Source organism: Pectobacterium polonicum, assembly GCF_005497185.1.
GTDB lineage: Bacteria > Pseudomonadota > Gammaproteobacteria > Enterobacterales > Enterobacteriaceae > Pectobacterium > Pectobacterium polonicum.
The window spans coordinates 146,305-165,769 of sequence record NZ_RJTN01000005.1 but is presented as its reverse complement, the minus strand read 5'-3'; the positions used below and the strand labels follow the sequence as shown (position 1 = coordinate 165,769).

Sequence of the window (19,465 nt, the reverse complement as noted above, 5' to 3'; positions counted from 1 at the left end):
ATTTACTAAGGAGCCGTTATGCACACTGAAACCTATTCTCTGCAATTCCCCTACACCACTTCTGCCGGTCAACGCGTGGAGTCTATTTCTCTCAAGCGTCTGAAAGTCAAAGACATCAAAGCGGTGAAAAAAATCAGCGATGACCCAAGCAACTGGGACGACGCGCTGCTGTCGCGTATGACCGGTCTGGTGCCGGAAGACATCGATGAGATGGACGCGCAGGACTATATGGCGCTGCAAAAACGATTTCAGCAGTTACTTGGGTTGGATAACGCAGCCGGCGCTGCTGTGGAAAGCACAGGCCCTGCTGGCGAGGTGGTTTCGCTTTCAGCCGAGTGAGATTGATGCGCTGGAATTGGACGACTTTGAACGCTGGTTGGATGAAGCCAGCGAACAGATAAAACGTGAGAACGGTGAGGAAGACTGATTACTGATTGGATTAATGAGTCCACCATCCACCCTAACCCGGCCAGCGATAAGGGAGCTGGCCGTTTTTCTCCCTCACCACCTGTCTTCTTCTCCCACTTATCACCCGTCCTTTGCCTCGTTTTATCCCCGGTTTGTGATGGGGAAACCACACTGGAGCGGCGTAAGCCGCCGTCTCCGATCCGCCCCACAAGGGGCTTTTCTGAATGAGAGTGAACCGTGGATATGCTTTTAAATGGTGTCATGCTGGGCAGAGTGTTTGGCGCCACGCTGGATGACACAAAAAAATCGCTGCAGCCACTTAGCGATAGCCTCAAACAAGCGCAGGAGCGGCAGCGGCAGTTTAATCAGTCGCTGGAGCGCTTTGGCGCTATTAGCACGCAAATTGTGTCTCAGTTAAACCAGTCGTTGGAGCGTTTCGGTGCTGTTTGCACACAAACCGTATCCCAATTAAATCAGTCGCGGCTTGAACTGGAAATCAATCAGGAGCGGCTGGCGAGCAGTCAGTCACGTAAGGAAACGCTACGTGAGAGTCATGCCGAACGCACCGAAAGCTTCCAGGAAATAAAGGAGACATTTGGTTCAGTGATGGCACCTATTGTGGCGTCGGTCACACGCTATGCGTCATTTGAGGCGCAATTGCGTGATATCAGCGTTGCACATGGGATGTCGAGCGAGCAAGAAAAAGAGATGGGGCAGCGCCTGCGTCAATATTCTCAACAGGTGAACCAAACGCCGGATGCGTTGCTCAGCAGTGCCGGACAACTGCTTGATAACAGAATGTCGCAGCAGCAGGCAACGGATGTTGCGGCAGTGTTGGGGAAAACCTCAACGGCATCCGGCGCGGCGTTGTCCGATCTTACAGAACTTTCGGTCACGTTGGATGACGTGTTTAACCTGAAAGGCGCGAAGGCGCTGGAGGAATCCTTCTCCCGCATGCTGGCGGGCACTAAACAGGGTTTCTCCATGGCGTCGATGACACAATACGCGACTGCGCTGGCTCCAGGATTTACGGCGATGGGGGCGACGGGTAATCAGGCGCTGAGCCAATTGGTTTCCAGTTTGAGCGCGACAAAAGGTGCGGATACGGAAGCGAACACAGCTGCTCGGCTGGGGAGTTTCATGAATTCGGTGGGACGAACCGACATTGCCGACAGCTACTACAACGCGGGCGTAGATTATAACGCGTCACTAAAAAGCTACATGAAAGGTGGATATTCACAGTACGACGCTGCGGTTCAGATTAGTAACCGATTCATCGACAGCAAAGGCAGTCAATTCCAGCAACTGTGGGATAAGGCCAGTAAAGCGGGCAACGCAGACGCACAGCAAAGTTTAATGCAGCGCTACGGGTTGCAGGAGGTGTTCCGTACGCCAGAAGCCGTCAATCATGCGATGTCGATGAAGCAGAACTGGCAGAGCTATCAAGCGAACCAACAGAGAATGGACAGCCCGGCAGCCACGCAAACGCTGGGGCTCGACTTAGCCCAGCAGAATGACACATTGACCGGACGCTGGCAGAAAATGACAACGTCAGTGGTGAATATTGCACTCAATGTGGGTGAAGCGCTGACGCCAGTATTGGTTTCCTTGAGCGACATATTGATTCCTATTTTGGATCAACTGGTGACCTGGACGGCCGCGAACCCTGAACTGGTTCGCGGCATTGTGGTGACCGTTGCGAGTTTCTTTATGTTCGGGAAAGCGGTGAGTGGCGCGAGGCAGGGGATTCGCACGCTGTTATCTTCGTTTCAGGCATTCAAGGACGGTATTTTACAGATTAAGACGGGCTGGCAACTATTTTCCGCAGGGCTAAGAACAACAGGATTCTTACAGGGGCTTGGAGCGGCATTGAACTGGCTGGTTGGTGGAGCCGGGACATTAGCACGCATGCTTGGCGGTGTGTTACGTAGCGGCTTGATGATGGCGGGCCGAGCTGTTTTGTCTCTGGGGAGTATGCTGCTGACGACGCCAGTGGGTTGGGCGATTATTGCATTAAGTATTATTGGGATACTGGTCTACCGCTATCGGGAAAAAATTGGCGCTTTCTTGAAAAATTTGTGGGCGGATCTCAAAGCATTTTGGGCCGATCTCAAAGATGGAATGTCTGGAGGCGTGGCGGGTGTTCTCGCTGTTCTGGTTGATTGGTCGCCATTTGGTACGTGGTATTCAACCTGGGCTAAAGATGTTAATGAGTTAGGAAATAAGTTACCTGAACGTTTAAGTGAGGTGGGGCGACTATGCATTGATGCGTTTGTGAACGCATTGTCGAGTGAATTTCCGAAAGTCTCTGGCACTTTTAACAAAATGGTGGAGTTTATTCCCGATGGCGTTAAAGACTTTTTGGGTATGGGTTCGAAAACCGTGTCTATCGAAGCTAGCGGTCAATCTGTGGCTGCCAGTGCTGTAGCCCCGCCAGTTCTAAAACCTACGCCGATATCTGCATTGTCGCTACATGAACCTATTGCTGAAAAGGGCACTGCGCCAACGCCGCAACAACGTGTCGCAATGACCTCCCCAGCCGGAGGAGCGAAAGGCAAGCTCGTTAGTGCGGCTTCTTCCGAGCGTGTTCAGGTCGCTTTCTCACCCACCATTTATCTCAACGGCCAGAAGGCAGCGCCAACGCCTGAAATGACGAAGACGCTGACGCTTAGCATGAATGAACTGGAAAATATGTTGAACAAGCTGCTCACCCAGCGTGAGCGCAGGGGGTACGCCTGATGTTTGCAGTATTAGGAAATATTGAATTTAAAGTGACCGCCTACTGGGACGGCTTTAATTCGTCATTCGGTGCAGATTATGCCGAGCATGGCCGCATTGAAGGTAAACCCGGCCTGCAGTTCATCGGCGCGAAGCTGGACGAGATTAATATTAGTCTCGTGTTTCACAAGCAGTACTGCACGCCCGATACGGAGCTGAAGCGGTTGGCTGAGGCGATGCGGGCGCATCAGGCAATGGCGTTAGTCTTCGGCAATGGGGATTATCGCGGCTGGTTTGTGATTACGGCACTGACCTCGACCAGCCAGCATACTGACGCGAAGGGCAACGTATTGGCCATGAATGCCGAGCTAACGCTGCGAGAATACATTGGCGATCCGAAGAATCCGCTCAAGCCGCCAGCGATAGAAACCCCTGTTCCTAACGTCAGCGCCATCACCAAAGCAGTCGATAAAGTGAGCAATTTTGCAGCTTCACTACGCACGGCTGTCACGTATGCCAAGAAGGCGCAGTCTGCCGTTAAGGCGGCGAGAACCACCGTGCAGATTGTAAAACGGATGAAAAACAATCCCGAAACTGCGCTGTTGCAAATTCCCGGACTGCTAACACAAGTCGGGAATGTATTGACGCCGTTAAGTGAGGTGGAACCGGCGTTTAAAAAAGCGGCAGAGGCCATATCTGATACAGCGGTTCAGGCAGAGAAGATGATGCCTGAAATTACAGCGGTTAATAAAGCGGCGAATGAAATGCTGAAACAGGTCAAGCAAGTTGCCGCCTTGTTGCAGGACGTCGACAGCAAAAATGTTATCGAGAAGCTGGAAGCCATCAGCAAACATGTTGATGCCGCGAGCGACACATTTAAAGGCGCTGAACCTGCGCTGAGCAAACTGACGGCGGAAATCGTGAAGAGGGTTGAAGCATATGCACCTTGAACATATCACTACACAGGGCGAACGCTGGGATACCTTGTCCTACCTGTATTACGGCGATCCGCTCGGCTATCCGCGGATCATTGCGGCTAACCCGCATATCCCCATCGTGCCGCTGTTGCCATCGGGTGTGGTGGTGCTGATTCCGATTATTGAACAGGCAGAGGCCAGTAAAGCGGAGGACACCCCACCATGGCTGCGTTAACGGAAGAACTCAAGCTGATCTCTCCTGCGGTGTCGGAAGTACTGCAACCGGCGTTTACCCTGTGGTATCAGCAAAAAGACATCACCAATGATATCGCACCGTATGTTACCAGCGTGACGTATACCGATAGCATCAAGAATGAATCGGATTCGATCGAGGTTAGGCTCGATGATACAGATGGCCGCTGGATGGATAAGTGGTATCCCGGTACGGGCGATACGTTATCGCTCAAGCTAGGGTATCTCGGTGAAATGCTGTTTGACTGCGGCACTTTCTCGATTGATGAAATTGAGGTGAGTTCACCGCCTAGCGAAGTAATGATTCGCGGCGTCGCGACATCGGTCAATCGTGCATTGAGAACCAAATCAAACCGCGGTTTTGAAGATACAACGTTAGCCGCGATTGCGACACGTATCGCGAAAAAGCATCAGTTGATGCTGGTAGGGAAGATTCAAATCATCAAGATCGATCGCGTTACGCAATATGCGGAAACCGATGTTGCTTTTCTAAAGCGGCTCGCCAGTGAATATGGCTATGTCGTGAAGGTGGTCAGCGACCATCTGATTTTTTCCCATCTGGCGACGCTGCGCAATCAGGCGTCTGTTCGACAAATTAAGCCAACGGACGTCGCGCGTTTTTCACTGAGCGACACGATCAGCCACGTCTATAAAAACGCCAAGACGAAGTATCAGAAAGGGAGTGAAAAGAAACTGATGGTTTATGAAGCCAACGGTGGCGCGAACAACGAAATGAAGCCTGCCGGTGCTGAGACCAGTGCGGATACGTTAAAAGTTAACGTGCGCGCGGCGGATGCTTCTGGAGCGAGGATGAAAACGGATGCCGCATTGGATGCGCACAACGAAAAGCAACAAAAGGGGTCGATGACGCTGATGGGCAGCCCACAGTTGGCGGCGGGTAATAAAGTAGAGCTGGTGTCGTTCGGCCAACTTTCTGGCCATTGGTTGATCGAATCGGCTCGCCATGCTCTGGAACGTGGCAGTGGCTACACCACGGAGATTGGGTTGATTCGCGGGCCAATTACGGCGGGCAAGCGGAAATCGGACGGCGGAAAAACGCTGGTGACTTACCACCCGGATGGCAGCCAGACAACACAGACGGTCAAGAGTAAAAAGGATATAGGTTTATGAGTTTATTTCGTCGAATTGGCACGATCAGTGCGGTAGATGAGGTTCGCGTCATGGTGCGCGTTCGTCTACCAGAGTGCGATAATCTGCGTACGGCCTGGCTTCCGGTATTACAGCGTAATACGCAGAATAATAAGGATTATTGGTTGCCGGATATTGGCGAGCAGGTCGAAGTTCTGCTGGACGGCAACGGCGAAGATGGCCTAGTGCTAGGGGCGATTTACTCCGCCGTTGATGTGCCAATGCTGGCAAATAAGGACAAAAGGGCGGTAACGTTCGCTGACGGCGCACATATTGAATACGATCGTCTAACGCATACGTTAACGATCAACGGCGGCGTGCAGCATATTGCGATTAGCAGCGGTGCTGACGTGGTGGTTAACGCCCAGCGGGTCACCATTAATGCGCCAGAAACGACGGTGACGGGCAAGCTACTGGTGCAAGGGCAACTCACCTACGAGAGCGGGATGTCCGGTTCCGGCGGTGCCAGCCTCAGCGGTGATGTCAGTATCTCCGGCAACGTCAGTGCCAGCGGCAGCGTCATGGATGCTGGCGGCAACTCCAATCACCACTCGCACTAACGTTTCCCTAAACCGCTTTAATATTCCTTTCTCTCACCGGGGGCGACAATAGCCCCCTATGAAAACTCAATCTGTTTTTTGGCAACCGGCGCTGCAACGTCCCGGCGACATCGTCGAAGGAACGGCAGATATCATGCAGGCGATTCACATCATCCTGCGGACACCCTGCGGCAGCGACCCACATCGGCCTGACTTTGGTAGCAATCTACATCTGTATCTCGATTATCCGATCGATCGTGCGATTCCGCATGTCGTCAGGGAATCGGTAGAAGCGATCAAACGATGGGAACCTCGCTGCCAGCTACTGGCGGTTAAACCTTCTGTGAATGGGGCTCACCTGACGCTGCACGTTAGCTGGAAGACCGCTAATGGCGCGACACAGACCACGGAGTTGTTATGGCGCTGACAGAACCCAATTTTATTGAACGTGATGCGGCGAAGATTACCGCCGAAATGATCGCGAAATATGAAGCTGATTCGGGGAAAACACTCTATCCGGCGCAGGCCGAACGCCTGCTGATTAACCTCTTTGCCTACCGGGAAACTTTATTGCGTAGTGCGGTCCAGGAAGCCGCCAAGCAGAACCTGGTTGCGTTTGCGCGTGCACCGATGCTGGATTATCTGGCAGAACTGGTCGGCGTCTATCGTTTGGCGGCGCAGCCAGCGCGTGCAGAACTTCGCTTTACCCCTGAAACGCCGTTAGTCAGCGATCTGCTGATTCCTGCGGGTACTCGCGTTAGCGCATCAGACAGCGTGATTTTCACCACCGACAGCGACGCGCTGCTGAGAGCGAGCGGCAGCGGGGTCACCGTGCTGGCGACCTGTACCGAAAGTGGCGATGTGGGCAATGACTGGCTGCCTGCTCAGATCAGTACTCTGCTGGATGAGATTGGCGACAGTGATTTAAGCGTCGTCAATATCACCAAGAGCAGCGGCGGTTCCGCCGAGGAAGATGATGATCGCCTGCGTGAACGTGTTCAACTGGCACCGGAATCGTTCAGTACGGCGGGATCGAAACTGGCATATCGCTTCCATGCGATGCGGGCACACCAAAACATTGTCGATGTCGCGGTGATGTCGCCCGAACCGGGCGAAGTGGTGCTTTATCCGTTGCTCAGCACTGGCCTGCCGGACAGCAGCATGCTTTCGCTGGTGGAAAGTTTTTGCTCCGACGAACAGGTGCGTCCACTGACGGATTTTGTTTCCGCCAAATCACCCACGCAGGTGGATTACGCCATCAGCGCCAAATTGACGCTGTTTAACGGCGAACAGGCTGGCGTCGTTCAGGCTGCTGCAGAAAAAGCGGTGCAGGCCTGGGTGGAAACCCGTACCGCCACGTTGGGGCGTGACATTGTCCCAAGCCAGATTATTGCCACGCTTTCCATCCCCGGCGTGTATCAGGTAGAGCTCGTTTCGCCGTCATTGATGGTGCTTGATGACAGTGAATGGGCGAACTGTACGGGCATCAATGTCAGCGTCGTCGGGGTGTCGAATGGCTGATTCACTACAACTGTTGCCACCGCCGTTGGCGGCTGACGCCAGCTTTCGTTCGCTGGCGGAATTGGCCGACCGCTTTGATGACATCGATTTGAATGCTTTGCTGGTTTATCTGATCGATATCGCTGACGGCAGCGTGTTGCCCTGGCTGGCAGAACAGTTCTCGTTGTTTGGCGACGGCTGGGAATTGGCTGAATCGGATGACTCCAAACGTGCGCTGATCAAGGCCGCTATCGATCTGCATCGCAGCAAAGGTACGCCCTGGAGCATTAAAGAGATCATCCGTCGTTTCGGATTCGGCGAGAGCACGCTGATCGAGAATATTGGCCGCCTGAGCTACGACGGCGAAACCACCTACAACAACCTTTATGTGCACGGCGACAAAGCGGCGTGGGCGGTTTATCGCGTGCTGCTAAAACAACCGATTACCAACGATCAGGCCAGAATGCTGCGCAATGCCATTGGGATGTTTGCCCCGGCACGGTGCCACCTAGCCAGCATCGAATATTGGGAAGTGCCTATCCGCTACAACCGGACGGCAATATACGACAGTAACTACAATCATGGGAGCGCTTGAATATGGCGAATTTGTCAGAGAATCCACAGTGGGTTGACAGCATTTACCAAATCGAAACATCAGATCCGGTCGTAGGTGGACCGGATGGTGTTTCAAACCGACAGGCTAAAGAACTGGCCAGTCGTACCCGCTATTTGAAAAAAGAGCAGGAAAAAACGGGCAGCGATCTGGCGACACACGCCGCCGCCGCCGATCCGCATACGCAATATGCGCCAAAGGCGAACCCAACCTTCACCGGCATGCCTAAAGCACCAACACCTGCAACCGACAACAATAGTCAGCAGGTTGCGACGACGGCATTTGTTAAGTCCGTTGTTGCTACACTCATTAATGGTGCGCCTGCGGCATTGGATACATTGCAGGAATTAGCGAAATCATTGGGTAATGATCCCAATTTCTCGGCAACGGTGTTGAATGCTATCGCTGATGTAAAAGCAGAGGCTGCGAATAAACTGAATGCGCACAACGTAGCGGCTGACCCACATACGCAATATGCACCAAAAGCGAGCCCAGTATTGACGGGTAAGCCGACGGCTCCAACGGCTGCGCAAGCATCTAATGATACGCAGGTAGCGACAACGGCATTTGTTAAAGCGGCTGTTGCCGCATTGGTGAATGGTTCACCTGCGGCGCTGGATACGTTGCAGGAATTGGCCAATGCGTTGGGGAATGATCCACAATTCTCAACGACGGTATTGAATGCATTAGCTGGAAAGCTGGCAAAAGATCAGAACGGTGCAGATATTGCGGATAAGAATCTGTTTGTTAAAAATATTGGTGCTGCCCGTGCTTTTCACGGAGCGATAAATATTGGTGGCGATAGTGGTGCGTGGAAAACCTCTGATTTCATTGCTTGGCTGAAGAACCAGGGCGCATTTAACCATCCTTACTGGATATGTAAAGGCAGTTGGAGCTATGCGAATAATAAGATCATTACAGATACGGGTGTTGGTAATATCCAGTTAGCGGGTTCGGTCATTGAAGTATTCGGAGTGGAAAGTGCGACAACTATTCGCGTAACCACACCTTCAACGGTGAGCGCTGCCGGGGCGATACCTAATGCCAATTTTACTTATATTAATCATGGTGATAATTACTCTCCAGGGTGGCGTCGTGATTATAATACGCGGAATCCGCCTACGGCGATTGATGTGGGTACCTATACCAAAGCAGAGACAGATACCCGTGTCACGGCAGCAACTGCGATTGCGAATAATGCAGCGACATCCGCGACGAATGCCAACACAAACGCTAACGGGCGTGTGCCTTCAGGACGGATGGTGAATGGAAAAGCGCTGTCGGCTGATATTAGCCTCGCTGCTGGGGATGTGGGAGCCTACACCAAGGCAGAAACGGACACCCGCGTAGCTTCTGCAACTACTGTTGCTAACAATGCTGCAACTGCCGCAGTTAACGCTAATACTAACGCTAACGGGCGTGTACCATCGGGGCGGATGGTAAACGGAAAAGCGCTGTCGTCTGATATCGCGCTGAATGCGGGAGACATTGGGGCATTATCTGCAAATGGAACTGCTGTTGCGGCGGCTAAATTAGCGACACCGCGCAAAATTAACGGCGTGGCCTTTGATGGTTCGGCAGATATTAACTTTAACCTTGGCCTCAAGTTGAAAGCATTAGGCCAATTTTCCCCAATGAATGGTGTTGGCGTTGAATTCACCGCGGTGAATGCAAACATATTACGTTGCTACATTACGCGTCAGGATCAGGGATATTATGTAGAACTGGGTATGACAAAGATGGTTTTGGTTGATGCAACCCTTACTGATGTTATCAGTGCACCATATGTCCGTCGTCGTCTGGCCGGAAGTTTCCCTGTAACAAAGATCACAATGGACAATGGCCTGAATGCGTCTAATGGTATGTGGGAAATAAATTACCCCAACCACGGGATTGCGACTGGTTCAAAAAAATCTTTCTATATTATGGGATTGGTTTACCGTGAAGTGGGTATGCGCGCGATTGGACAGGTTGCTGATATTGATGGGCTGAACTATCAGATGAACGTGGAGTTAGACACTCCAGTTTCAAATCCCCGGGTACCCATCATTGCTTATGCCGAGTCTGAATTAAGCGCATATTTTGCAATTCCTATTCAAGTATATGGCCGCAAGAATTTTGTTAATCAGCGGTTTGGTTCTATTGCACATGCGGATTTTCTTGATAACAGCCATATCTCGGTTTGTGTGTCAGATAACAACACGGACGGTATTATCACTCCTTCGATGGTTACTATTATGGTTTACGACCTCTAATAGTGTCTAAATTGGATAACTGCTAATAGAAACGAGTAGCACCTAATTTTGTAGTTTGTTTTCAATATGAATAACAGTGTAAACGTTTAATTTATTGAGCAGGATGTGCCGCGCTTATCGTGCGGCACATACCCTTTTTTTTCGCAGCCAGGCGGACAGTATTGATACCTCTATGACGTGCACATTCCCGTCATTGGCTAAAAAGCCGCGCGATAGCAATTTCCTCTGCGCCAGAGTGACCAGAAACTCGGTAAACATGTTATTTTCATTGATAAGTTCTTTACTGTGTCGCCGCAAATGAGAGGCCAGCATGGATTACACCAAAATTATCAAAGAAGTTGGGCGCGGGAAAAATCATGCGCGTGATGTCGATCAGGCAACGGCTTATGAACTGTATAGCGCGATGCTGCACGGTGACGTGCCGGAGTTGGAGCTCGGTGGGCTGTTGATTGCGTTTCGCATCAAAGGCGAATCGGAAGCCGAGATGTTGGGGTTTTATCAGGCAATGAATGAGCATGTATTGCGCCTGACCCCGCCTGCGGGCTTTCCTATGCCCATCGTGGTTCCTAGCTATAACGGTGCTCGGAGGCAAGCTAACCTGACGCCGCTGCTGGCGCTGCTGCTGGCAAAACTGGGTTTTCCAGTGGTTGTGCATGGCGTAAGTGACGATCCGACTCGTGTTACCAGCGCGGAGATTTTACGTCATCTCGGCGTGACGATTGCGGAGAACGCTGGGCAGGCTCAGCAGGAGCTTGATAACGGCAGTCCGGTATTTATTCCCGTCTCTGTGCTGTGTCCAGCCATCGATCGCCAGCTACAGTTACGTTGGCGTATGGGGGTGCGTAACAGTAGCCATACGCTAGCCAAGGTGGCGACGCCATTTGGTGAAAGCGACGCGCTGCGCGTTGCCAGCGTTTCCCATCCTGAGTATGTTTCCCGCGTGGGGACGTTTTTTAATGACATCAACGGGCGTGCGCTTCTGATGCACGGTACAGAGGGCGAGGTTTATGCCAATCCGCAGCGCTGCCCGGAAATTCATTTTATTCATCAGCAACATACTAAAGTGCTGCAACTGCGTCAGGAGATCAGCGTCGCGCCCGACGCTCTGCCTATTGCGAAGGATGCTGCAACCACGGCGCGCTGGACGGTACAGTGCCTGACGGGCGAAATTGCCATCCCACAGGCGATTCGTCTGCAATTGGCGTGCTGTCTGGTGGCTGCTGGCGAAGCAGCCACCATGGAACAGGCTGTCGCCACGATTAAGAAACGCCTTGGCTGATTGGTTTGCCGAGGCGGAATTGGGCGCGAATTACCGCGCCACTTCACACAGCCAGACGGCTGTCATTTGAAGAGAGAAGGAATAGCATGCAACAGGTAGCGGACTATTTTGACGCATTGAATCGTGACTATCTCGCGGTCCATCAGGCGAAAGAAGAACTGTTTTGGCAACTGTATATGGGAACGGGCAACGATGAGGTGTCTGAGCGTTTCTCCGCCGCAGAAAGTGCGTATAAGCGCTTTATTTCACAGCCGCAGCGTCTGGCTGAGCTGAGAACCCATATTGCAACACTGGAAAACAGCCCGCGTGATGAACAACAGGCGCTGTTACACGGTTTGCAAGGCTGGTATCGGTTTTTTGACTGTAATGTGATTGAAGATCCGCAGGCTCAGGCGCTGATGGACGAGATTATTGCGGCAGAAAGCGCGCTATACGCCAAGCGTAAATCTTATGAGATGACGCATCTGGATGCCAAAGGAGAACGCGTTTCCGCCTCGCTCGGAGAACTGCTGACCAATCAGGCGACCAATGATACGGAAGCCTATCGTCACAGTTCTCAGCAGGCGCTGCGCGATCTCGAACAGTGGTTGTTGCAGAACGGTTTTCCTGAGCTGATTTCACTGCGTAACCGCTTTGCCCGTCAGATGGGCTACCGGAACTATTTTGACTATAAGGTCAACAAGACGGAGCGGATGACGCCGGAGCAGCTTTTTGCCATCCTCGATCCTTTCGAAGAGCAGACCCGTGAAGCAAATGCCCGTAGCCTAAAAAATCTGGCTGATGAAAAGGGTGAAGACGCGCTGCAACCGTGGAATATTCGCTATGCCAGCGCGGGGGACGTGACGCGCCAGCTCGACCCTTATTTCCCATTCTCTGCGTCGCTTGAACGTTGGCTCAACAGCTTTAAGCGTTTGCGTATCGGGTTTAACGGTGCAGAAATGCAGCTTGATTTGCTGGTGCGCAAAGGCAAATACGAGAACGGCTTTATGCATGGTCCGGTGCCGCCATTTGTACAGGACGGAAAATGGGTTCCTGCACGGATTAATTTCACTAGTTTGGCAAAACCCGATCAAATTGGTAGCGGCGCCAGCGGTATTAATACGTTGTTCCATGAAGGTGGACATGCCGCACATTTTGCCAATATTAAGCAAAATGCTCCCTGTTTTTCACAGGAGTTTCCACCAACGTCGATGGCCTACGCTGAAACACAGTCCATGTTCTGCGACAGCCTGTTGGGTGATGCCGACTGGCTAAAACGCTATGCAAAGAATGCGCAGGGAGAGGTGATTCCTGACGAGTTGATCCGTGCAGATATCAGCACACAGCAACCGATGCGAGCCTTCAATGAGCGACACATTCTGTTGGTGCCATACTTTGAGTGGCAGCTCTATTCTTGGGATGAGGAGGCGCGCACGCCAGAAGCAATGACTAAACTGGCACGCGATACCGAGCAGCGTATTTTGGGGATCAGCGGTAGCCCGCGCCCGACGTTGGCGATTCCACATTTGTTGTCTATGGAGTCAGCGTGCTCTTATCAAGGATATCTGCTGGCGCTGATGGCGGTAGAGCAGACGCGCAGCTATTTCCTGCAACGCGACGGCTATTTGACAGACAACCCCGCTATCGGCCCTGATTTGGCACAACACTATTGGCATCCAGGCAATAGCGTAAGTCATGACGATACGCTGCGTAGCCTGACCGGTGAGGGCTTCAATCCCGCTTATCTGGCGCAGGCCTGTAATCTGACGGTTGATGAAGCCTGGCAACAGGCGGAAAGCACGATGGCGCAGGCAGCGGGTCGTCCTCAGCCTGCTGCTGATTTCGATCTGGGCGCACGTATTCGCGTGGTCGATGGCAGTCGCGTGCTGGCGGATAATGAACAGAGCGACGAGAAGATGTGTCAGGATTTTGCGGCGTTTATTGAACGAGAATATCCGCGTTCGCAGGCATAACGTTCGCTGACATTGCGAGTAAGAGTAAGGGGGCGAAAGCCCCCTTGTTGATCAAGATACGTGTTGCAGGAATTCACGCAGACGGTCGCTGGGTGGATTTGTAATCAGCGTTTCCGGGTCGCCATCTTCTGCGATGCGGCCTTTATCAATAAAGATCAGACGTGAAGCCACTTTATGGGCAAAGCCCACTTCGTGAGTGACGATGACCATCGTCATGCCTTCTTCGGCCAGATCTTTCATGACGGTCAGCACTTCATGGCGCAGTTCTGGGTCGAGTGCCGATGTCGGCTCATCAAACAGCATCAGTTTCGGTTTAACCGCTAAAGCGCGGGCGATGGCCACACGCTGCTGTTGACCACCGGAAAGCTCGGAAGGGTAATGATGCGCGCGTTCTGACAGGCCCACTTTCGCCAGCAATTCCAGCGCCAGTTTCTCAGCATCGGCTTTACTCGCGCCGCGTACCCGAATAGGGCCGAACGCGACGTTTTCCAGCGCGGTAAGATGCGGGAACAGATAAAACTGCTGGAATACCATCCCGGCTTCCTGACGGATTAAACGCTCGTCAACGCGCGGATCGTTTACTTTAAGGCCGTCAACAATCAACTCGCCGCTGGTAATCTCTTCCAGCTTGTTGATGCAGCGCAACAGCGTGGATTTACCCGAACCTGAAGGCCCGATGATGACCACAACTTCACCCTGACCGATGGTGAGATCGATATCGTGTAAGACCTGTGTCTTGCCAAAGTGTTTGGATACGTTTTTAAATTCAATCATATAATCTTAAGTCTTCTTTCCAGACGACGCAGAATAAAGCTGAGGACCAGCGTGATGCACAGGTAAATAATGGCAACCGCAGTCCAGATTTCCAGCGCCCGGAAGTTGCCCGCGATGATTTCCTGGCCTGAACGCGTGAGTTCAGCCACGCCGATAACAATAAACAGTGACGTGTCTTTAATGCTGATAATCCACTGGTTACCCAGCGGCGGCAGCATGCGGCGTAGTGCGAGTGGGGCAATCACATGGCGTAACGTCGCGCGGCGAGACAGCCCAAGTGCCAGACCCGCTTCACGGAAGCCGTTATGAATGGATAATACCGAACCGCGAGTAATTTCCGCGATATACGCACCGGAGTTAATCATGATGGTCACCACGGCGGCGGCAAAAGGGTCAATCCGCACAGATGTGAAAATCATCGGCAAGGCGAAATAGATAAACATCACCTGCACAACGATCGGGGTACCGCGAATAATTTCAATAAAAACGAGCGAAATGCGGCTGGAAAACCAGCCGCCGTAGGCGCGAGCAAAACCCGCGACCACGCCAATCACCAGGCCGCCAAGCAGACCCAGCACAGAAATCAACAACGTCATTTTTGCCCCTTCCATCAGGAGGGGCAGAGAAGGCCAAATGGCGCTCCAGTCAAACTGCATGGAATATCTCCAGATTAAATCGGCAATTACTTAGGTTCTACGCCAAACCACTTCTTGTAGATCTCAGCATAAGTGCCGTTTTCACGCAGTGTTTTCAGGGCGCCATTCACTTTTTCACGCAGCTCGTTGCTGCCTTTCGGGAACGCGATGCCGTATTGTTGGGCTTTAATAGAATCACCTACCGCTTTAAACTGGCCATTGCCTGCGGTTTTGATGAAGTAAAGGATATTTGGCGTATCGTGCAGCACGGCGTCAGCACGGTTGGTGCCCAATTCCATATAGGCGTTGTCGATGTTAGGGAACTGACGCAGATCTTTGGTTTTGATATTGGCTTTTGCATAATCAACGGAACCTGTGCCGCTCTTCACCGCAACCACTTTACCGGCCAAGTCCTGCTCGCCTTTGATGTCGTTATTGTCCGCTTTGACCATCACCAGCAGGCCGCTGTTGTAGTAACCATCAGAGAAATCGATTGCTTTTTGACGCTCTTCGGTAATGGTAATGCCTGCGAGCGCCAGATCGATGTTACGCGTTTGCAGAGCAGGAATAATACCGCCGAAGTCCATTGGCTTCAGGGTGTACTTCAGGTTGAGCTGTTTAGCGATAGCATCCCAGAGGTCAATGTCAAAACCGACGTATTTGTCGCCTTGTTTGAATTCAAAAGGGACGAAAGCGGTGTCGGTTGCGACAATCAATTCTTTCTCAGCGGCATAGCTGGATACGCTCATCATTAGCGTCAATGCAGCCAAAGAGGCCTTAAGTAGTGATTTCATCAAATCCTTCCTATTTAGCAGTTGTGGGAGCTTTTTGTTTTACAGGCGTTTTAAGCATAGTACGAAAGTGACACCTATTAGAACATTAGGTCAATTATCATGCGTTGTGCTTAACCTGTTGTTTTTATTTTATTACCTTGCAGGCGGTGAAATTTTCATCTCCGATTCGCTTGGGCAAGGCGCTGTTATGATTAACTGATTTATACGAGGGAAACAACCGTTGATTGGCGTTATGGCCAATTAATGGAGGCAAAAGCTAATTTTTTGAGCGTCTTAACGGATAAAATGCGTAGTTTGTGCGGATTACACGAAGAAAGAGGGCGCTTGAGTGGATGGAGTCGGCAGTAAAAAGGCTGCCTGAGCAGCCTTGCGAGTGTTCGCGGGACGATAGCGCAAATTATTCAATATTGGCTTCAATAAACCACAGGAACTGATCCAGATCGCGTGATGCCGCGGTCAGAATGTCCGCAGAGGCCTCATCTTCCGTTTTACCAATAGCATGTCTAACGTTGTTCGCGACAATGGCATAACGCTCGGCCAGCGCTTTTAGATGATCCTGAACGCTATGAATGTTAGTCGGGTAGCTTTTCAGCGAAGTTTGTTTACCGACAATTTGCACAGTACCTAACGCAACACCGCCTATCTGCACGACGCGTTCGGCGATGGTATCCTGATGATCAATAATCGAGGTACGGAAGCCGTCCAGCATTTCATGAACGGCGATAAAATTTGCACCGCGCATGTTCCAGTGCGCCTGTTTGGTAATCAACGACAGGTCGATAAAATCAACAACCAGTTGGTTTAACAGTGCGATCGTCGAGGTCTTAACGCTATCGTCCAAATCATTGCGAGTGTAAAGCAGTTCGGACGGTGCTGATTTCACGAGTTTGGCAGTAGACATAATATTATCCTCTCTTTAATTTCATAATCTGACTGTTTAACGTGATTAATTATAACAGCGATAAAAAGTAATATTGAAAAGAATTGCCTATCAAATGAATAGCCACAGCATAACGATATTATGGCTATTTGTAGTCAGGATTTATCTGATATCAATAATGTGTAAATGACGAGTGATGGAAATATTTTATATTGTCCATGCAACACAAGTACACATATTGATAAATATCATTACTACTGAGGTGAAAATAGTTATTATTCTCTTGTTTTTTCTTAAAGCATATAATGTGTTATTAAAGGCGTTATGAAGAATGAGAATCAATCTTATTGGTACTAGCGGAAGTGGAAAATCTACGCTCGCTCGTCGTTTGTCTGAGAAGTTGGATGTACCCTACGTTGAAATGGATGCGTTGTTTTGGCTGAGCGACTGGCAAGGAAGAACGGATGCCGACTTCTTTCAACGGCTTGAAAACGCGCTGGAGCCAGACAGTTGGGTACTGGATGGCAACTATAACCGAACGCGAGATATTAAATGGCGCAATGTTGATGTCGTGATTTGGGTCGATTACTGTTTTACCCGCACGCTTTTTCAGGCGATGCGGCGCGCTTATCTTCGGGCATGGCACAAAGAGGAGCTCTGGAGCGGAACGGGCAATAAAGAGTCCTTTATTCGCAGTTTCTTTAGCCGAGATTCGATTATCCTCTGGACGATAAAAACCTATTCAAGAAACCGAAAACGGTATCTGGCGGATTTAGCTGACCCTCGCTATCGCCATATCCGTTTTATCATTCTGCGTTCACCTCAGGAATGTGAGACTTTTCTGCAACATTTTCCCGAGGAAATAAGTACGCATTCTATTTAAGTTCTCTCTTCCTTTCGTACCTCTGCTGATTTTATTGTCAACGTTGCGCCTAGTGATGCGGTGATAATAAATATCAGCGCCATCCACTGTATGAATGAGAGGTGTTCGCCGAGGAAGAGTATCCCAGATAAGGCGGCAATCGCGGGTTCCATACTCATTAGCGTGCTGAACGTTCTGGCGGGTAGACGCGTTAATGCCACCATTTCCAGAGAATAGGGCAGCGCGGTGGACAGAATAGCGACGGCAATGCCGAGTGGGAGTATCGTGAGTGAAAACAGCGTGCTTTCCGCGTAATACGCACCGATAGGGCAAAAGATCAGTGCAGCAATACAGGAGCCAATAGCAACAGTTCCTGGCCCGTGATTTGCCCCTGCTTTTTGCCCAAATAGAATATAGAACGCCCAGCAGGCGCCTGCACCGATGGCGTAGGCGGCACCTGTTAAATCAACATTTCCGATATTGTGGCCCAGCGGTAATAAAAACCACAGCCCAGCAACGGCAAGACAGACCCATAGAAAATCAATCGGCCGACGTGAGGCTAACATAGCGACGGCAAGTGGGCCGGTGAACTCCAATGCGACAGCAATGCCAAGCGGCACCGTCTGCAACGAGAGATAGAATAGAAAATTCATACCGCCCAACGTAATGCCATAAATCAACAGCGGCAGACGGTTGCTACTGAAGCGCATACGCCATGGTTTAAAAATGATGCACAGAATGATCGTCCCAATTCCCAGACGTAACGCCGTGACGCCAGTGGCACCGATGAGCGGAAACAGGTTTTTGGCCAGAGCAGCTCCGCTTTGGATCGATAGCATCGAGATAATGATGAGCAATACCGGGATGAATGATGATGAACGGTGGGGAAATAAGGTCATTCTTTTGGCCTTAAAAACAGGTATAACATTCTGTTGCTATCATATCCAATTGTAAACAATTTGTCTGGTATGAATTGACTTTTATTGACCTTTATTTACGCATCATTTAACTGGTTTTTTTTCATTCAATACAATTAGCATACAAACTGAGCGGGAAATTAAGAATTGTCTGTTTTACCGCCCTGTGGTGAATTTATTTTTAATCCAACTGTCACAATGGAAAGTTCAATGTAATTAGTATGATAGCTTCTATTTGACAATATTTGTTACATCTAAAGCCTAATTGATAAATATTTATAGGGCGGCAAGCATCGCACTTCTTTGTTATATTTACTGCGTTAGTTAGTCTTTCATAAAATGAATTTGAGGCTGTAAATATGAAAAAAATCGCGTGTCTTTCCGCTCTGGCTTGTGTATTAGCCGTTGGCGCAGGTTCTGCATTTGCTGGTCAAAGCACTGTAACTGCTGGTTATGCTCAAGGTGATGCTCAGGGCGTACAAAATAAAGTTAAAGGCTTTAACCTGAAATATCGTTATGAGCAAGATAATAACCCACTGGGCGTTATTAGCTCATTCACTTACCTGGAAAAAAATGGTAGCGATGGCAGTGACTACAACAAAGGCCAATACATGGGCTTCACTGCTGGTCCTGCTTATCGTCTGAATGACTGGGCAAGCCTGTACGGTGTGGTTGGTTTCAGCCACGGTAAAGTAACGAATAACGCTACTAACGGTTTGAACAATAGCAGCAATGACGATTACGGCTTCACCTACGGTGCTGGTGTTCAGTTCAACCCAATCCAAGATGTAGCTCTGGATGTTGGTTACGAACAAAGCCGTATCCGCAATGTTGACGTTGGTGCCTGGGCTGTTGGCGTAGGTTACCGTTTCTAATCTAACGCTATAGGTTTTTTACCCTCAGCGTTGGTGTTAGTTGTGTCAAAAAATCCGCTCTTTTTAGAGCGGATTTTTTTATGATTTTTTGCCTACAGAATTTTATTAGTAACTTTCCAATCGAACACTATTCACTTACCCACGTT

The 19,465-nt window shown here is 50.5% G+C and carries 20 protein-coding genes; 15 read left to right on the top strand and 5 right to left on the bottom strand.

Translation table 11 applies throughout. The features are described from left to right. Positions 1-18 precede the first annotated feature (18 nt). The 13 genes from EDI29_RS08420 (at position 19) to EDI29_RS08360 (ending at position 13,582) form a co-directional block, all read left to right on the top strand. Positions 19-339: a phage tail assembly protein gene (locus EDI29_RS08420; RefSeq protein ID WP_103860994.1), complete on the top strand. Its 321-nt coding sequence runs from the start codon at positions 19-21 to the stop codon at positions 337-339. After that, entirely contained in the window at positions 284-427 is a 144-nt protein-coding gene (locus tag EDI29_RS23155; RefSeq protein ID WP_094431851.1) for a GpE family phage tail protein, read from the top strand. Before EDI29_RS08420 ends, EDI29_RS23155 begins: the two co-directional genes overlap by 56 nt. A 224-nt stretch (positions 428-651) precedes the next feature. Continuing rightward, the gene (locus EDI29_RS08410) at positions 652-3,147 is read left to right on the top strand and encodes a phage tail tape measure protein (RefSeq protein ID WP_137740579.1); all 2,496 of its coding nucleotides are present in this window, start codon (positions 652-654) and stop codon (positions 3,145-3,147) included. After that, positions 3,147-4,076, top strand: coding sequence for a phage tail protein (locus tag EDI29_RS08405; protein ID WP_137740530.1), 930 nt, complete (start codon positions 3,147-3,149; stop codon positions 4,074-4,076). The genes EDI29_RS08410 and EDI29_RS08405 overlap by 1 nt, the downstream gene beginning before the upstream one ends. Beyond that, positions 4,066-4,278, top strand: a complete 213-nt coding sequence (locus tag EDI29_RS08400) for a tail protein X (protein WP_010294901.1) — start codon at positions 4,066-4,068, stop codon at positions 4,276-4,278. The genes EDI29_RS08405 and EDI29_RS08400 overlap by 11 nt, the downstream gene beginning before the upstream one ends. After that, complete coding sequence (locus EDI29_RS08395) at positions 4,266-5,426, top strand: phage late control D family protein (protein WP_137740529.1); 1,161 nt, start codon at positions 4,266-4,268, stop codon at positions 5,424-5,426. Before EDI29_RS08400 ends, EDI29_RS08395 begins: the two co-directional genes overlap by 13 nt. Beyond that, complete coding sequence (locus EDI29_RS08390) at positions 5,423-6,004, top strand: phage baseplate assembly protein V (protein ID WP_137740528.1); 582 nt, start codon at positions 5,423-5,425, stop codon at positions 6,002-6,004. Before EDI29_RS08395 ends, EDI29_RS08390 begins: the two co-directional genes overlap by 4 nt. Positions 6,005-6,062: 58 nt before the next feature. Beyond that, the gene (locus EDI29_RS08385) at positions 6,063-6,410 is read left to right on the top strand and encodes a GPW/gp25 family protein (RefSeq protein WP_010294895.1); all 348 of its coding nucleotides are present in this window, start codon (positions 6,063-6,065) and stop codon (positions 6,408-6,410) included. Beyond that, positions 6,401-7,504 (top strand): baseplate assembly protein, encoded by a 1,104-nt coding sequence (locus EDI29_RS08380; RefSeq protein ID WP_039532760.1) that lies wholly within the window; start codon positions 6,401-6,403, stop codon positions 7,502-7,504. Before EDI29_RS08385 ends, EDI29_RS08380 begins: the two co-directional genes overlap by 10 nt. Further along, positions 7,497-8,078 carry a phage tail protein I gene (locus EDI29_RS08375; protein ID WP_039476227.1) on the top strand — a complete coding sequence of 194 codons (582 nt, stop codon included), beginning with the start codon at positions 7,497-7,499 and terminating at the stop codon, positions 8,076-8,078. The genes EDI29_RS08380 and EDI29_RS08375 overlap by 8 nt, the downstream gene beginning before the upstream one ends. Positions 8,079-8,080: 2 nt before the next feature. After that, a complete protein-coding gene (locus EDI29_RS22965; RefSeq protein ID WP_241664910.1) occupies positions 8,081-10,351 on the top strand; it encodes a hypothetical protein in 2,271 nt (756 codons plus the stop codon). A 310-nt stretch (positions 10,352-10,661) separates the two neighbouring features. Next, the gene (ybiB, locus tag EDI29_RS08365; RefSeq protein ID WP_137740527.1) at positions 10,662-11,630 is read left to right on the top strand and encodes a DNA-binding protein YbiB; all 969 of its coding nucleotides are present in this window, start codon (positions 10,662-10,664) and stop codon (positions 11,628-11,630) included. Positions 11,631-11,716: 86 nt separating this feature from the next. Further along, the gene (locus EDI29_RS08360; RefSeq protein ID WP_137740526.1) at positions 11,717-13,582 is read left to right on the top strand and encodes a M3 family metallopeptidase; all 1,866 of its coding nucleotides are present in this window, start codon (positions 11,717-11,719) and stop codon (positions 13,580-13,582) included. 51 nt (positions 13,583-13,633) lie between these two features. On the opposite strand, the gene glnQ is transcribed toward EDI29_RS08360, so the two are convergent. The 4 genes from glnQ to dps form a co-directional block, all read right to left on the bottom strand. Next, positions 13,634-14,356 (bottom strand): glutamine ABC transporter ATP-binding protein GlnQ, encoded by a 723-nt coding sequence (glnQ, locus tag EDI29_RS08355; RefSeq protein ID WP_129704245.1) that lies wholly within the window; start codon positions 14,354-14,356, stop codon positions 13,634-13,636. Next, positions 14,353-15,012: a glutamine ABC transporter permease GlnP gene (gene glnP / locus EDI29_RS08350; RefSeq protein ID WP_107167970.1), complete on the bottom strand. Its 660-nt coding sequence runs from the start codon at positions 15,010-15,012 to the stop codon at positions 14,353-14,355. Before glnP ends, glnQ begins: the two co-directional genes overlap by 4 nt. A 26-nt stretch (positions 15,013-15,038) precedes the next feature. Continuing rightward, positions 15,039-15,785, bottom strand: a complete 747-nt coding sequence (gene glnH, locus EDI29_RS08345) for a glutamine ABC transporter substrate-binding protein GlnH (protein ID WP_107167971.1) — start codon at positions 15,783-15,785, stop codon at positions 15,039-15,041. Positions 15,786-16,182: 397 nt separating this feature from the next. Then, positions 16,183-16,686: a DNA starvation/stationary phase protection protein Dps gene (dps, locus tag EDI29_RS08340; RefSeq protein WP_137740525.1), complete on the bottom strand. Its 504-nt coding sequence runs from the start codon at positions 16,684-16,686 to the stop codon at positions 16,183-16,185. Between the two features lie 310 nt (positions 16,687-16,996). Between dps and EDI29_RS08335 the strand changes: the two genes are divergently transcribed. Further along, complete coding sequence (locus EDI29_RS08335; protein WP_137740524.1) at positions 16,997-17,548, top strand: AAA family ATPase; 552 nt, start codon at positions 16,997-16,999, stop codon at positions 17,546-17,548. On the opposite strand, the gene rhtA is transcribed toward EDI29_RS08335, so the two are convergent. Then, positions 17,545-18,426 carry a threonine/homoserine exporter RhtA gene (gene rhtA / locus EDI29_RS08330; RefSeq protein ID WP_137740523.1) on the bottom strand — a complete coding sequence of 294 codons (882 nt, stop codon included), beginning with the start codon at positions 18,424-18,426 and terminating at the stop codon, positions 17,545-17,547. The two genes, EDI29_RS08335 and rhtA, sit on opposite strands and share 4 nt — an antisense overlap. 377 nt (positions 18,427-18,803) lie before the next feature. Between rhtA and ompX the strand changes: the two genes are divergently transcribed. Further along, entirely contained in the window at positions 18,804-19,319 is a 516-nt protein-coding gene (gene ompX, locus EDI29_RS08325) for an outer membrane protein OmpX (RefSeq protein ID WP_137740522.1), read from the top strand. Positions 19,320-19,465: the final 146 nt, after the last annotated feature.